Origin of the sequence: Luteolibacter sp. LG18, assembly GCF_036322585.1 — a bacterium.
Lineage (GTDB): Bacteria > Verrucomicrobiota > Verrucomicrobiia > Verrucomicrobiales > Akkermansiaceae > Luteolibacter.
Map to the genome: position 1 here is coordinate 1,195,885 of NZ_AP024600.1, position 15,374 is coordinate 1,211,258.

General features: G+C 64.5%; 14 protein-coding genes. 3 read left to right on the plus strand and 11 right to left on the minus strand.

Annotated elements, in window-relative coordinates; genetic code table 11:
* Positions 1-67 precede the first annotated feature (67 nt).
* Positions 68-1,546 carry a DUF1501 domain-containing protein gene (locus tag llg_RS05055; RefSeq protein WP_338288464.1) on the plus strand — a complete coding sequence of 493 codons (1,479 nt, stop codon included), beginning with the start codon at positions 68-70 and terminating at the stop codon, positions 1,544-1,546.
* 108 nt (positions 1,547-1,654) lie between these two features.
* On the opposite strand, the gene llg_RS05060 is transcribed toward llg_RS05055, so the two are convergent.
* The 8 genes from llg_RS05060 to llg_RS05095 form a co-directional block, all read right to left on the minus strand.
* The gene (locus tag llg_RS05060) at positions 1,655-2,707 is read right to left on the minus strand and encodes a hypothetical protein (RefSeq protein ID WP_338288465.1); all 1,053 of its coding nucleotides are present in this window, start codon (positions 2,705-2,707) and stop codon (positions 1,655-1,657) included.
* Positions 2,707-3,327, minus strand: coding sequence for a hypothetical protein (locus llg_RS05065; RefSeq protein ID WP_338288466.1), 621 nt, complete (start codon positions 3,325-3,327; stop codon positions 2,707-2,709). The genes llg_RS05060 and llg_RS05065 overlap by 1 nt, the downstream gene beginning before the upstream one ends.
* 194 nt (positions 3,328-3,521) lie before the next feature.
* On the minus strand, positions 3,522-3,827 hold the full coding sequence (locus llg_RS05070; RefSeq protein WP_338288467.1) for a hypothetical protein: 306 nt from the start codon (positions 3,825-3,827) through the stop codon (positions 3,522-3,524).
* 607 nt (positions 3,828-4,434) lie between these two features.
* Positions 4,435-5,475 carry a recombinase RecA gene (gene recA / locus llg_RS05075; RefSeq protein ID WP_338288468.1) on the minus strand — a complete coding sequence of 347 codons (1,041 nt, stop codon included), beginning with the start codon at positions 5,473-5,475 and terminating at the stop codon, positions 4,435-4,437.
* A 79-nt stretch (positions 5,476-5,554) separates the two neighbouring features.
* A complete protein-coding gene (locus llg_RS05080; RefSeq protein ID WP_338288469.1) occupies positions 5,555-6,508 on the minus strand; it encodes an ROK family protein in 954 nt (317 codons plus the stop codon).
* Between the two features lie 91 nt (positions 6,509-6,599).
* Complete coding sequence (locus tag llg_RS05085; protein ID WP_338288470.1) at positions 6,600-7,337, minus strand: type III pantothenate kinase; 738 nt, start codon at positions 7,335-7,337, stop codon at positions 6,600-6,602.
* Between the two features lie 4 nt (positions 7,338-7,341).
* Positions 7,342-7,815 (minus strand): hypothetical protein, encoded by a 474-nt coding sequence (locus llg_RS05090; RefSeq protein ID WP_338288472.1) that lies wholly within the window; start codon positions 7,813-7,815, stop codon positions 7,342-7,344.
* A 76-nt stretch (positions 7,816-7,891) separates the two neighbouring features.
* Complete coding sequence (locus llg_RS05095) at positions 7,892-9,418, minus strand: ammonium transporter (protein ID WP_338288473.1); 1,527 nt, start codon at positions 9,416-9,418, stop codon at positions 7,892-7,894.
* A 367-nt stretch (positions 9,419-9,785) separates the two neighbouring features.
* Between llg_RS05095 and llg_RS05100 the strand changes: the two genes are divergently transcribed.
* Both llg_RS05100 and llg_RS05105 read left to right on the plus strand, forming a co-directional pair.
* The gene (locus llg_RS05100; RefSeq protein WP_338288474.1) at positions 9,786-10,604 is read left to right on the plus strand and encodes a hypothetical protein; all 819 of its coding nucleotides are present in this window, start codon (positions 9,786-9,788) and stop codon (positions 10,602-10,604) included.
* Positions 10,605-10,817: 213 nt separating this feature from the next.
* On the plus strand, positions 10,818-11,618 hold the full coding sequence (locus llg_RS05105) for a hypothetical protein (RefSeq protein ID WP_338288475.1): 801 nt from the start codon (positions 10,818-10,820) through the stop codon (positions 11,616-11,618).
* Between the two features lie 56 nt (positions 11,619-11,674).
* Here the strand turns inward: llg_RS05105 and llg_RS05110 are convergent, their stop codons facing one another.
* Genes llg_RS05110 through llg_RS05120 form a run of 3 tightly spaced genes read right to left on the minus strand, consistent with a single transcriptional unit; the run spans position 11,675 to position 15,366 of the window.
* Complete coding sequence (locus tag llg_RS05110; RefSeq protein WP_338288476.1) at positions 11,675-12,565, minus strand: tyrosine recombinase XerC; 891 nt, start codon at positions 12,563-12,565, stop codon at positions 11,675-11,677.
* A gap of 51 nt (positions 12,566-12,616) precedes the next feature.
* A complete protein-coding gene (locus llg_RS05115; protein WP_338288477.1) occupies positions 12,617-13,540 on the minus strand; it encodes a hypothetical protein in 924 nt (307 codons plus the stop codon).
* Complete coding sequence (locus llg_RS05120) at positions 13,537-15,366, minus strand: tetratricopeptide repeat protein (RefSeq protein ID WP_338288478.1); 1,830 nt, start codon at positions 15,364-15,366, stop codon at positions 13,537-13,539. Before llg_RS05120 ends, llg_RS05115 begins: the two co-directional genes overlap by 4 nt.
* Positions 15,367-15,374 lie beyond the last annotated feature (8 nt).

A 15,374-nucleotide genomic window follows, 5' to 3' on the forward strand; every position in this document is an offset into this window, starting at 1 on the left:
GCAAAGCGCCGAACCCATTCTCTCCCCTCTTACTTCTTCCAGTCTTGCTTCTTACTTCTCCTCTCCCATGAACTTCCTCGAACAGATCCAGCACGACCGGCTCCAGCAGGTGACGCGCCGACATTTCCTGCGCGATTGCACCACCGGTCTCGGCGGGATGTGGCTGGCCAGCCAGGGATTGGCGAACGCCGCCGGCAAGCCCGCGATCGTCCGCAACACCGATGACCCGCTGGCCGCACTCGCACCGCTGCTCGCCCCGAAGGCGAAGCGCGTGATCTTCCTCCACATGGTCGGCGCGCCGAGCCAGCTCGATCTCTTCGATTACAAACCCGAGCTCCACCGCCTCAGCGGCCAGGAGTGCCCGAAGGAATTCCTGGAGGGCAAGCGCTTCGCCTTCATCCAAGGCGTGCCGAAAATGCTCGGCCCGCAGTTCCCCTTCAAACAATACGGCCAGTCCGGCGCGTGGTTCTCCGACCGCCTGCCGAACCTCGCGCAACACGCGGACAAGCTCTGCTTCATCAAGACGATGCAGACCGACCAGTTCAACCACGGCCCGGCCGAACTGCTCGTCCACACCGGCAACCAGAACCTCGGCTATCCCTCGATCGGCTCGTGGGTGACCTGGGGCCTCGGCACCGACAACCGCAACCTGCCCGGCTTCATGGTGCTCATCTCCGGCGGCCGTATCCCGCGCGTGGGGGCCTCGATCTGGGGCTCCGGCTTCCTGCCTTCCGTTTACCAAGGCGTGCAGTGCCGCTCCAGCGGAGAACCGGTCCTCAACGCCGCCAACCCGCCCGGCATCAGCCGCGACGTCCGCCGCACCGCGCTCGACGCCCTCGACCAGCTCGACCGCCAGACCCACTCGCAGTTCAACGATCCGGAAACGCTCACCCGCATCGCGCAGTACGAGATGGCCTTCCGCATGCAGGTCTCGGTGCCGGAGGTGATGGACATCTCGAAGGAGCCCGCCCACATCCACGAGATGTACGGCACCCAGCCGGGCAAGGAATCGTTCGCGAACAACTGCCTGCTCGCCCGCCGCCTCGCCGAGGCCGGCACGCGCTACATCCAGCTCTTCGACTGGGGCTGGGACTCGCACGGATCGAACGCAAGCGAATCGATCAACGACGGCTTCGTGAGGAAGTGCCGCGACATCGACAAGCCGATCTCCGCCCTGCTCACCGATCTCGAACAACGCGGCCTGCTGGAGGACACGCTCGTCGTCTGGAGCGGCGAGTTCGGCCGCACCCCGATGCAGGAGAACCGCGGCGGCACCACCAACAAGTTCGTCGGCCGCGACCACAACCCCGGCGCCTTCACGCTGTGGATGGCCGGCGCGGGCGTGAAACCCGGTTTCACCTACGGCGAGACCGACCCCGTCGGCTACAGCGCCGCCAAGGACCCGGTCCACATCCGCGACTTCCACGCCACCATGCTCCACCTGCTCGGCTTCGACCACAAGAAGCTGTCGTTCCCCTTCCAGGGCCTCGACCAGAAGCTCACCGGCGTGAAACCCGCCAAGGTGGTGAGCGGTATACTAGCGTAGTAGTAGCATAAGCATTCCTGCTTGTGAGCGGGTGCAGCGGACCTTCGCTGGCAACCCGCGCTGATCCCCATCGGCCCGCCATCCTCATGCGCAAGTTGGAAACCCGCGCTACTTCATCAGACCCTCCACGCTCCCGAACCACACCGCCGCGCACGGCCACTCCGCCTTCTCCCTCCACAGGAACAGGAAGAACGGGCGATCAAACCAGAAGCGCCGAGGAAAGGCCTTTTGAAGATCCGTAACACCTCCGAAAGGACGGATCTCCATGGCCGCGGTCGATTGAAACTTCACCCCCTTCGCATCGACTCCCAGACTCGCCGAGGTCGTGGCCTGTGCGACCCGCCAGGGCGTCTGGCTCTTTTTGAAAAACAGGTTGCCGCTGAACTTCGCGCCCAGATCCTGAGCCGCATCCAATTGGATCTCGGGAATCCGTAGATCGTCCCCTTCGTGGAGACGTTTCTCGTTCCACTCCATTTTCGCCTCTTCCGCCGAGCCCCACCCTCGCTTCCAGGTTTCCACCCACCGGATGGCCTCCATCATCGGCTGCCCCTCCTTCGGCAGGTAGAGGATCATCGTATCATCCCCCTTCTTGGAAAGGAATTGCAGGGCATACGTCCCCTCGGATGGTCGGAACGCGAGCACCCGCACCTGCTCGCCAAACTCATAGGACGCATCCCCCTTCACGCCGAAGAACTTCACTCCGCCCCCGGTCGGCTGCCATGTCAGCTTCGCCGCACCGGACGGCGCGAATTCCTTCGCGAACAGGAAATCACGCCGGATACCGACAAAGGCCGCCAGACCGCTGCCTCCCGACGAGAAGGGTTTCCCCTCCCCGCCAACCAGCTTCCTCCATTTCGCGTTGGCCTGCTCCGTCAGCTCCAGCGTGGAGGGCCCCGCCACCGCGAACCAGCCATCCTTCGGCAAGACGTCCTCTTCCTTCCAGCGGAAATCCCGCATCCGCGCCACCAGCGGATTGGGAGGATCGACCCTGTCGAAAGGCGTCGAACTCTTCGGCCCGATCAACCGGTCGAACGCCGCCTGCATCGCAGCCGTCCATACGATGGTCTTCCCCGGCGCGCACTCCACGGCCGGATGAGCCACGACTTCCACCTCCGCAGTCGCGACCGTCACCCAAGCGAGCCAAAGGAAGGGCGCTTTCATCACTTGGTCTTCCCGGCTTTCACCGCAATCACATCCGCGCGCACGATCACGAAGACTTTGCGGGTCATGTCTGTTTCGTCATTGGAGCCCTTTGGGGAAAGCAACCCGACCAATTGGCTCTGCCCGTCCCACAGGCTGAGAGACGTATTGGTTCTCATGCTGTAAAACAAAGGCATCTTCATCGCAGCCTCCTGCCCATTGGCATCTTTCGGGCTCACGACATCCAAGCTGCCGGCACGGAAGATGACTTCGGGCACGAACCGCAGATCGACGGTCTTGTTATCGTCCCCCAGCGTCGGTTCGATCTCCAAAGTGCTGCCCACATTCCGGGTTTCGAACGACGTTGGCACGAAAGCCCCCGGTTTCCCCTCCCCGGCTTTTCCATCCGGAGGCGCGAACTCCGTCGGATAGGTCGTCTCACGAAACGATTCCGTGGTGGCCTTCTGGCCAGACCTTCCGACCCCAGCCAGGGTTTCAACGATCTTTCCCTTTCCCGCGTCCACCATTCCCTGCAGCGCCTCCCGCAGTTTGTCACCATCCTTGCCAAGTTTCTCCTTGTAGAGCAGCCGGGTGGCCTCCTCGTGTGGCACCTCGATAAACTCCACCGTCACCTGCACCAAGCGGGGCGTGGCGGGATCGGTCTCGTCGAACAGGCCGGGGTTCTCGCCCTTCTCGAATGCCGGCGGCGCGGGACGGGGCTCACCCGGCTCCGCGAACGCGGATCCAGCAAACAGGAGACATAACCATGGCACACCGTTTCCAATCATCTCCGCACCATGTCAGGAACTCCCGCCATGGCAAGACAGCGGCCATTTCAAGCGTCGTCCCACCTCACCTCCACCTCATCGGACATCCACCCGAAGACCCAGTCTCCATACCGGGCCCATCCCTTCACGATGCCTCCGGCTGAATCCCGCGCCTCGATCCGGAAGACGTGCTGGTTCGGAGAGCCGGTGAAGGTGAACGGGCCCTTCTTGAAGGCGCGCGCCTCGATCTCCAGCAACTGGAAACCATTCCGCGAAAGCCAGTCCGCCACCTCGGAGCGGGCCCGGGCGTCGACCGCGAACAGCATGAAGGTTCCAACGGAAACCGCCAGAACCACCACGAGGATGGGAACCATGTTGTGCATTCCGGGAAAACGTCGGCTCAGGCACCATCCCATCTTACCTCCACATCGTCCTCCAACAGGCCGAAGAACCACCCGCCGCAGCGGGCCCATCCGTGTCTCACCGAGCCATCGCGATCGCGGACCGTGATCCGGTAGACCAACTGGGACTTCGAAGAGGTGAACCAGAACGGTCCTTTCAGAAAGGTCCTGAGCTCGCTCTCCACAAGCTGGTATCCCGAACTGGCGGCCCAGTTCTCCAAAAGCCCGCGTGAACGGGAATGACGACGCCCCTCTAGAAAAAGGCCCAGCACCGCCACAAGCGGTATCACGAGTATCCATGGCCCCATGTCGTTCATCCTCTTTCCTCCTAACGACTTTCCTTGTGACAGGTTTCCACCCGGCCGCCGATTGCAAAGCGACCTGCCGATTCCCATGGCTGGGAGCCTCAAGGAGTAGGGACATTCCTGTCCCGTTTTCAAAAACCTCCCAGCTTCGCTGGCAAATCTTCAAGAGACGGGACAGGAATGTCCCTACTCCTTGAGGCTCCCAGCCACGGAAAGAAGCGCGGGTCTTTCAACCCGCGCTTCCAACACCAACGGCGAACGACTGCCGTGACCTGTTACTTCTTGGCCGCGTCGAGCTTCTCGCGGACCTTCTCGGAAAGTTCGGTGTAGAGAGCCTCATCGGCCTTGAGCGCTTCCTTCGCCGCGTCGCGGCCCTGGGCGAGCTGGGTGCCGTTGTAGGCGAACCACGAACCGCGCTTCTGGATGATGTCCATCTCCAGCGCCAGATCGAGGAGCGAGCCGGTGGAGGAGATGCCCTCGGCATACATGATGTCGAACTCGCACTCGGTGAACGGCGGCGCGACCTTGTTCTTCACGATCTTGATCTTGGTGCGGTTGCCGGTGACGGTGCCGTCGGTGGCCTTGATCTGGCCGATGCGGCGGATGTCCACGCGGACGGACGAGAAGAACTTCAGCGCGCGGCCGCCGGGAGTGGTTTCCGGATTGCCGAACATCACGCCGATCTTCTCGCGGATCTGGTTGGTGAAGATGCAGACGGTGCGGGCCTTCGCGATCAGGCCGGTGAGCTTGCGCATGGCGGCGCTCATCAGGCGGGCCTGGGTGCCCACGGTGGAGTCGCCGATGTCGCCCTCGAGCTCCTGCTTGGTGACCAGCGCGGCCACGGAGTCGAGCACGATGACGTCGATGGCGTTCGAGCGGACCAGCGCCTCGCAGATCTGAAGGGCCTCTTCACCGGAGGACGGCTGGGAGACGAGCAGGTCGTCCAAATTCACGCCGAGCTTGCGGGCGTACTGGGGGTCGAGGGCGTGCTCGACGTCGATGAAGGCCGCCAGCCCGCCCTTCTTCTGGGCCTGGGCGATCGCGGTGAGGGTGAGGGTGGTCTTGCCGGAAGACTCGGGGCCGAACACCTCGATGATGCGGCCGCGGGGGAAACCGCCGACGCCGAGCGCGCGGTCGATCAGCAGGTTGCCGGTCGGAATGACATCCACGTCCACGCGGTGGCCATCGCCCATCCGCATGATCGCCGCCTCGCCGAACTCCTTCTGGATGCTGGAGATCGCGAGATCGAGGTTCCGCTTGCGGGCTTCGGCAAGCTTGTCAGCGGCGGCGTCTTCGGAGGCGGTCTTGGCGGGCATGACGGCACCCTAACGACGAACACTGTTCAGACAAGCCAAAAAGATGTTCGACTGAACAAAAAAGAGCCTCAATCCGATTTCAAGGCTCCACCGGATAGCCCGCTTGCTCCAGGGCCAGGGCCGCGGCACCGATCATGCCAGCCTCATTGCCGAAACGCGCGGGCAGGATCATGAGGTGGTCTTTGAAGGGCGGCGAAAGCTGGGCGTAGAGGTGGCTGGTCATGGGGCCGAACACCAGATCCCCGGCACGGGCCACGCCGCCGCCGATGATGATGGCCTCGGGATTGAGCAGCCAGCAGCAGTTCATGATGGTGCAGGCGAGCTTCTCGCCGACATCGTCCCAAATCTGGAGAGCGATCGGATCCCCCGCGTGCGCCGCGGCGGCCAGGCCGGCCGGGGTGCAATCCTCGGCGGACTTGTGGGTGCCCGCGGCGTGGTAGGCCTCCACGGCGGTATTGGTGATCTCGTTGTTGCCGATGTAGTCCTCCAGCGCGCCGAGGTTGCCGTAGGCGCCGCGGCGGCCGCGGTAGTCGATGGAGGTCTGGCCGACCTCACCCGCGCCGTGGCGGGCACCGCGGATCATCTGGCCGTTCGCGATGATACCACCGCCCACCCCGGTGCCGAGCGTGAGGCAGACGAGGTGCTTCAGGCCGCGGCCCGCGCCGCGCTTCCACTCGGCGTAGGCCATGCAGTTCGCGTCGTTCTCGACGATGGTCGGCAGCCCGGTCTTTTCCTGGAGCTTCGCCTTGAGCGGGATCTCCACCCAGCCGCGGACATTGGTGAGATTGTAGACGACGCCGCGGTCGAAATCGACGAATCCGGGCATCCCCACACCGATAGCCGCGATGTGCGAGTGCCGGGAACGCAGGTCCTCGACGACCCGGACCATCGCGTCGATGAGCGCCTCGGGCTCGTCGAAGTCCTGGGTGGAAATCGGCGGGGCGTGGTCGATGACGTTGCCGCGGAAGACGACACCGGTCTTCACCGAGGTGCCGCCGAAGTCGATGCCGATTGCCAAGGGGGTGTCGCTCATGAGTGTCCCATCAGACGTATCGGCAGGGCGGAAACTTCCAAGCGTCAAGTGCCCGACCTCCAACAGAAATCACCCCGTACGCGGGAAAACTTCACCCGAACACCGCCACCGCGACGCGGCGCAGGCCATCGAGCGTGATGTCCGCGTCCACCGCCTGAATTTCCGGGACGCCCGCCGCAATGAGCGCCGCGTCCCCGCCGGTGGCGATGATCGCCACGTCCCCGGGCAACTCCTCCAACAGCTTCGACAGGATCTCCTTCACCAGCCCGCGGTAGCCATACACGGCCCCCACCTGCATCGCATGGACGGTGGATTTTCCGATCGCCGAGGGCGGCTCCGCCAGCTCCACCACCGGCAGCAGCGCGGTGCGGCGGGTAAGATACTCGCTCATCGAGCCGAGGCCCGGGGCGATCACGCCTCCGATCCAGGCGGGCGAGGCGTCCACCACATCGAAGGTCACGGCGGTGCCGAAATCGATCACGATGGCGGGCGCGTGGTGGCGGTGGATCACCCCCACCGCGTTCGCCAGCCGGTCCGCGCCGATCTGCGCGGGGTTCGGATAGTCGATGCCGAGACCCAGCGGGCTGTCCGGGCCTAACAAATGCACCGGCGCGCGGCGGCCGAGCTCGGCGGCGAGGATCGCCCGCTTCGCCGGGACGACCGAGCCGATCAGGACAGCCTCGAACGCCACCCCCTCCAACAGCTCCGCCAGCGTCTCGGGGCCGATCTCCGGCGTCGCGATCGTGCCGCGCCACTCCAGCAGCCCGGAGGCGTCCCCGAGCGCGAATTTGGTGCGGGTGTTGGAATTGTCGACAAGCAGCCAGGCCATGGCGTCACCAGTGGTTGGAGAGGAAAAGTTTCGGGCCGTCGGCACCCACCGCCGGGACTCCGCCGCCGGACTTCACCGAGAGCGTGCCATCGTTCAGCTTCAATTCCAACGGCCCGTTGAGATCCGCCGGCTCCAGCCAGAACTTCAGCCACAGCCGCTGGTCGGGGGCCTCGCCCTCGTTTCCGGCCAGCGTGGTGTCCGCCGGTTCCAGCACCCGGCCGGAGGCGGTCTTGAGGGTCACCGGCTTGGTATCGTCGTGGCGGGCCTCGCCGCCGCGCTCCAGCATCAGGTCGAGCCAGTAGTAGGAATGGTCCCGCTTGAGCTGGGCCTGGACGATCTTGAAACGAGCCGCGGGATCGGCATGCCAGTCGTAGGGCCGCAGCCACGCCCACGCGGCGAACGCGGACACCAGCAGGAGCAGGCAGAGGAGGATGGCGGTGACGCGGCGCTTCACGCCACCGACGGGAGCGGGAAGCACCGCCGCATGCAAATGAAAAGGGCGGACCGGATGACCGGCCCGCCCTTTGACAGGAGAGGTGGGGAGGAAACGGGGATCAGTGCTCGTAGCCTTCTTCGCCGTGGTCGGCGAGGTCGAGACCGATGCTTTCCTCTTCCGGAGTCGGGCGGAGACCCACGACGGCCTTCACGATCAGGGCGATCACGATGGTGGCGACGATCGAGATGGCGAGCGTGATGCCGATCGCGATGAACTGGCCGGTGATGAGGCCGGACTTGTTCAGGACCAGCTTGCCAGCGGCGTCGGCCACGGCCAGGCCGTTCTTGCCGGCGTAGTCGGGCAGCAGCAGGTTGCTGTTCGCGTCGCTGGAGGCGAGGAAGCCGGTGACGATGGCACCGAGGGTGCCGCCGACGGCGTGGACGCCGAAGGTGTCGAGGGCGTCATCATAGCCGAACTTGCCCTTCAGGATGGTCACGAAGATGTAGGGGACCAGACCGGCGAGGAGACCGATGATCATCGCGCCGTTGGCGGTGACGAAACCGCAGGCCGGGGTGATCACGACGAGGCCGGCGACGACACCCGAGCAGAAACCGAGGACGCTCGGCTTGCCGCGGTGAACCCCTTCGATCAGGGCCCACACGAAGCCCGCGGTGGCGGCGGCCAGGGTGGTGGTCATGAAGGCGTTGGAGGCGACGCCGTCAGCGGAGAGGGAGGAACCGGCGTTGAAGCCATACCAGCCAACCCAGAGCATGCCGGTGCCGACCATGCAGAGCACCATGCTGTGCGGGGCCATCTTGTCCTTACCGAAGCCGATGCGCTTGCCAAGGATGAGGCAGAGGACGAGAGCGGACCAACCGGAGGTCATGTGGACCACGGTGCCGCCGGCGAAGTCGATCGCGGTGACCTTGGCGTCGGAGTTCCACACGCCGTTCATCAGGCCGGTGCCACCCCACACCATGTGGGCCATCGGGAAGTAGACCACGACCATCCAGAGGGCGACGAACACCATGATGGCCTTGAACTTCATGCGCTCGGCCACGGCACCGATGATCAGGGCCGGGGTGATGATGGCGAACATGAGCTGATACATGCAGAACACGCTCTGGGCAGGCCAGGCGGCGTAGGTCGTGTTAGGCGCGGCGCCCACGTCCTTCAGGAAGAAGTATTCGGTGCCGCCGATGAAGGGGCTCTTGAGGTTCACGCCGAACACCAGGCTGTAGCCGAAGGCCCACCACATGATGGTGACCAGACCGGCGATGCCGAGGCACTGGGCGCAAATGGAGAGGACGTTCTTGCTGCGCACCAGACCGCCGTAGAACAGGGCGAGGCCGGGCAGCGTCATGAACAGCACCAGCGCCGCACAGATCATCAGGAACCCGTTGTGACCCGGACCGGACTGATCCTTGAGGGACTTGGTCGGAGCCGCGTCGTTCTTGAAGTAGTGCTCGATGTCGGTGAGACGCTCTTCAACGGTCGGGGGGGCATCGGCTGCCGGGGCGGCGGGAGCGGCGGCGGCCGGGGCGGCCGGTTCCTGGGCATACGCGGGAGTCACCAGCGGCACGGCAGCAAACGCGATCGCCGCGGCGACAACGGCCGACAGTTTTCGGAAGTGTGTTCGAATCATGATGGTCAGGGTTGGTCGGATGGTTCGCCGGGGACCACGGGCATCCACATCCCCGGGGCGGCAACCGGGGCAAAAGCAACCGCCGTGCCAAGTTCCCGCGCGCCACCAAAGCCCTTCTTTTTCTCCAACAAAAAAGCCGATTCTCCCCTTGCCAACGAAGTCTTCCGGCCCTTAAAAATGAAGGCAGCGGACCGCATTCCGCCCCGTTTCCCCTAGACAAGATCCTCAAGAAGAGTTAAATAACTCGCCCGGAAGGTCAACGTCACGGGGGTTTCAGGCCCGCGGGATGCACCACCCCAAATGCTTTTCCTATCAAGCCGCCCTGCGGTCCGGTCAGGAAAGACACCAGCAACCGAAAACAGAAACCATGATGCGCAACTATCGCAAAACCATTGGCGCCCTGGCCGCAGCCTCCGCCCTCGTGGCTGGCTATGCCTCGGCTGAAGTCGAAGGCGAACTTCACATCGGCTACAGCTCCGACTACATCTTCCGTGGTTCCGACCAGGGTGATGGCCTTGCCGAAGCCGGTGCCGACGTCTCCACGCAGTACGCCGGTCTCACCTTCTCGGGTGGCCTGTGGTACGGCTCCATCGAGAACAGCGACCTGTTCAACTTCGGCCCGATCGGTATCCCGGACCACTACAGCGAGCTCGACGTCTACGGTGAAGTCTCCAAGGACTTCGGCTTCGCGACGGCTTATGTCGGTGCCATCTGGTACCACTACGCCGACAACGACATCGCCACCCCGTTCGGCGACATCAAGCTCCGCGACGACTCCTCGGAACTCTACTTCGGCCTTAGCCGCGAGATCTACTGGGGCATCAACGGCTCCCTTACCTACTACTGGGCCCTGGAAGGTGAAAACGGTGGTTACACCGAACTCGCCCTCGACAAGACCTTCAAGCTCCACGACTGCGTCGATCTCGTCGCCGGCGTGAAGACCGGTTACTTCATCGAGGAAAGCGGTTTCGCCCACATCACCCCGCAGCTCACCCTCAACGTGAAGGTCACCGACACCTTCACCGTGAGCCCGTACGTCGCCTACTCCATCGAAGGTGACGAGCTGGCCACCGTCTACGGCAACAACAAGATCCAGGCGGTTGCCAACGCCCTTTCCGGCGGCAACTTCCCGCCGAGCGAAACCAACCACTTCTACGGTGGCGTGAAGCTCTCGGTGAAGTTCTAATCACCCGGCCGCGGCTCCTCACGGACCGCGGTTAGAGATTACCTGGGAGCGGTCGCGCGAGCGACCGCTCCCTTTTTTTGCCCCGGCTCCAACCGGGGGTTTTTTGTTAGGAGGGAACATTCCACCTCCCTTTGGCACGTTGGTTGCTAGAAGCTGGAAATGGTATCCCCGGGGGCCACCGTCCCCCGGAACCGTTACCCGAAACCGAAAACCATGATGCGCAACTATCGTAAAACCATCGGTGCCCTCGCCGCTGCTTCGGCCCTCATCGCGGGCCACGCCTCCGCGGAAGTCGAAGGCAACATCCACATCGGCTACAACTCGGACTACATCTTCCGTGGCTCCGACCAGGGCGACGGCATGGCCGAAGCCGGTGCCGACGTTTCCACCGAGTACATGGGTCTGAAGTTCGCCGGCGGCCTCTGGTACGCCTCCATCGAGAACAGCGACCTGTTCAACCTCGGCCCGGTCGGCATCCCCGATCACTACAGCGAGCTCGACGTCTACGGCTCCGTGTCCAAGGACTTCGGCTTCGTGACCGCCTCGGTCGGCTACATCTGGTACCACTACGCCGAGAACGACATCGCCACCCCGTTCGGCGACCTCAAGCTCCGCGACGACGCCCAGGAAATCTACTTCAGCCTGGCCCGTGAGATCTACTGGGGCATCAACGGCTCCCTCACCTACTACTGGGACATCGAGACCGACAACGCCGGCTACACCGAGCTGGGCCTCGACAAGACCTTCAAGCTCCACGACTGCGTCGATCTCGTCGCCTCCGTGAAGACCGGTTACTACCTCGAGGAGAGCGAGTGGGCCCACGTGACCCCGTCCCTCACCCTCAACGTGAAGGTCAGCGACACGCTCACCATCAGCCCGTACCTCGCCTACTCCGTCGAGCTCGACGGTCTCGACACCGTGGCTGGCAACAACAAGATCCAGAGCCTCATCGGCGTGCCGCCGGGCGAGACCAACCACTTCTTCGGTGGCATCAAGGCCTCCGTGTCGTTCTGATCCAACGGAACGTCCGAACCTCATCCCAAAGGCGGTCGCGCGAGCGGCCGCCTTTTTCATGCCCGCGGATGGGCGTCGTCGTAGGCCTTCCTCAGCCGCTCCTTGGTGACGTGGGTGTAGATCTGGGTGGTGGAGAGCGAGGCATGGCCCAGCAGGGTCTGCACCGAGCGCAGGTCCGCCCCGGCATCCAACAGGTGGGTGGCGAAGGTGTGGCGGAGCTTGTGGGGGCTGATCTTGAAGGGAATCGAACTGTACTTGAGATACTTCTTCAGGAGCTGGTCGATCGCCTGCTGGGTGATGCGGGCGCGGACCTTGCTGACGAACAGCGGCCCGGAGGAAACCTGAGCCTGCTGCCGATAGTGCTGGATCGCCGTCATCGCTGGGCCGCCCACCGGCACGATCCGTTCCTTCGCTCCTTTGCCGGTCACCCTAACCGTGCCCGACACGAAATCGACGTCCCCCACCTCCAGGCCGGTGAGCTCCGAAATGCGGAGGCCGCAGGAGTAGAACAACTCGAGGATGGCGGTGTCCCGCGCCGGGATCCATGCCACCGATTGCTTCGGCAGCGGCAGCTTCTTCGGCATCTCGAGCAGCTCCTCCATCTGCGCGAGGCTCAGCACCACCGGCAGGGAACGCTCTGGCTTCGGCAGCTCCACCAGCGCCACCGGGCTGTTCGCCAGCCCGTGGCGAAGCACCACGAACTTGTAGAACGAACGGAGCGCCGCGAACCGCAGCCGGATCGTGGCCCGCTTGAAGCCCTGCTTCATCAGCTCGAACAGGTAGGCGCGAAATTCATCCGCCTCGCAGTCCTTCCACCCCGCGAAGCGCTCGCCCCGCCAGGTTTCGAAGGCCCCGAGCGCTTCCAGGTAATTCCGCTGCGTCAGCGGCGACGCGCTCTTCTCGGTATCGAGGAAGCGCATGAAATCATCGACCAGAGCGTCCGCCATCGCCCGCCATGAAAGCCTTTTTCCCGATCCACTCCAAGCACAATGGCCTCGTCACGGCGCCACGGGAGCACCGTATTTCAGGAACTCCTTGAACGGTCCCGGCAAGGGTTGCCCCGCCCCCAGCGTGTCCTCATACAACCGCGCCACGGCCGCGGCCTCCAACAGGTGCTGGCGGCCCGCCACGTCCCGCGCCTCGTCCGCCGAGCCCCAGCGCCGGATCGCCGTCTGCACGTCCGGGTCCGCCTTGTGGATGCGCAGGACATTGAGCGCCGCCTGGCGCGCGATCGTTTCGGAGGCACCGCCGTCCGCGGTGATCGCCGTGTTGTAGGCATCAAGCGCCTCGGTCGGCTTGCCGAGATTCTCCAAGGCGACCCCATGACAAAAGGCGATCTGTGCCCGCTGGTAGCCCGGCAGTTCCTCGTCCGCACGCTCGACCGCCATTGCGTCGAGTTTTTCCCAGCTCTTCGTCCGCAGCGCGTCCCAGAACACCAGGATCTCCAGTTGTCGCAACTGACAGTCCCGGACCAAGCCGCTGCTGCGGAAGGTTTCCAGCGCCTTCGCGAGCGCCTCCGGATCGTCCATCTGGCGCAGGCACTCCAATTCGTAAAAGCCCGCGATCGAGGCCGGGTTTTCCGCCAGATCGTGGATCGCCTGATAGGTCGCCCGCACCGCGGCGAAGCGCTCCCGCGCCTCCTTGTATTTCCGGCCACGGTACAGCGCCAGCGCCTCCCGGAGCGACTGCGGTTTGAAAAAGTAGACCGACTTCACCTTGGCCGCGTCCATTTCGGCCACCGGCCCCGCCAGCTCCGTCTCCCGGTAGTGCAGCACACGGTCCGCCACGGCGGTCAGCCACACCTCCTGGAAATCGCCGCTCTCCTGGATGAGATACGCCCGGACCGCCGCGGGAGGAGCCTCCGCACGGATCGGCGACAAGCAAGCGGCCCACATCAGGGCGAACATCACCAGTAGTTTCATCGACGCGGCCCTCCTTCCTCCCGGCGCTTCGTCTTGGCGGCTTCCTGGATGCGCGCCAGGTTCGCCTTGGCGTCCTCGGCCACGCCCGCATGATCCCGACCGCGCGCGAGTTCGATCGCTTTCTTGAACGCGGCTTCCGCGCCCGCGGGATCGTTGGCGGCTTCCAACACGGTCCCTTTCAGATTCATCGCCACGTCGAGATTGTCCGCTTCCGGAAACTCCCGGCCCAACCGCGCGATCGTTTCCAAGGCTGGCGCGGTTTCATGATTCGCGGCATGGACGCACGCGCGGTCGTAGAGCGCGTAGGCGATGAACGGGTTGCCCGGCCGCTCCGCCGCCTTTGCCAGGAAGCCATCGAGCAACGGTCCCGCCTTCGCCCAATCCTGGAGGCGGGTCCGGTTCGATGCCTGGAAATAGAGCGCGTCCAGGGCGAAGCGGCTCGTCGGATACTTCGTAACGTGCTCATCGAGGAGCGGCTGGGCCTTCTCGGCCTGCCCGGTGTAATAGAGCGCGCCTCCGAGCACGTGCAGGCAGAGATCGTGGTCTTTGGTCCCTGCTTGCAGGCTCCCGACCAGCGGGGTCGCGAGGTCCACGCAGCGGTCGTAGAGCCCGCCGAAAAACAAAGTGGTGAGCATCGTGTTCCGGACCTCCGCCGCATGGCCGGACTTCGGGAAATCCGCGAGGAACTTGCGGCCGTGCTGGTCCATTTTGAGGGGCTCGCCGATGAGCGACGAGGTGCGCACGAGATTGAACAAATTCTCTTCCCGGGCCGCGGCTCGCGGGTAGTAGCGCTCCAGTTGCTCGTAAGCCGCGCAGGCACCGCGGAGATTGCCAGCCTGCTCGTGGAGCAGCGCGATCCCCGCCAGCTTCACCACCTCCATGGACTGGCCGCCACGGCGTTCCTCCTCCAGCTTGGCGAGATCCGCCTGCATCCGCGCGCGGTCGACCAAGCGGGCACTATCGACCAGCGCTGGCCGCGCGGACAGCGCGGCGAGCCCCGCCTTCAGGGCATCGATCGCCACGCTGGTGTCCGGCACCAATTGATAGATCGCGAAGGCCGCGCGGCGGAATCCCGCCGCGGTCGCGTCCGCCGCCAGCTTCAGATAGGTGCGCCCGTAGGCCGCGGCATCCGCCGGTGCGAAGGTGAGGTCGGCGCGGTTCTTCGTCAGGCAGTCCAACAGGGCAGCCTCGTTCTTCTCGCGGATCGCGGCGGCCACCAGTTCCTGGAAACCCGTCACCAGTGCGGCATCCGGAGTCGGAAACGTCTCCTTGTTCCGCAACGCGATCTCGAGGTTCTCACAGCCTTCCGCAAGCTGGCCGAGCTTGAACTGGCTGACCGCGAAGTTCACGTGGAAGATGCCCTGTGGGAACGAGTCCGCGTTGCGGTCCCGCTCATCGAGGAACTTCCGGAACATCCGGGTCGCGAGGTCCCAATCGCCCGCGCCCACCGCCGCATCGCCCCATTTCAGCAGCGCCTTCTTGTGATAGAGATTGCCGCGATCGGTGCCGGTGTTCGGATAGCCTTGGTAGCAGCGCTGGAAGGAGGCCGCTGCCTCTTTCCAGCTCCGGAGCTGGAGCTCGCAGATGCCGCGGCGGTACCAGATGACGCCGAACTGCGCGCCGTAGAGTTTCGCCGCTTCCTTGTCGTAGGTGTCGGTCACTCTGACCAACAGCGGTAGCGCCACGTCCCATTTCTCCGCGTCCATCGCAGCGAGCGCCTCGGTCACGAGCTTGCCCAGTTCCCCTTCCGCCTCGACCGCACGGGCCGGCACCACCGCCACCAGGGCGGCCACGGCGCAGGGGATGATGGAGCGTGGGATGGCCATCGGGAAAA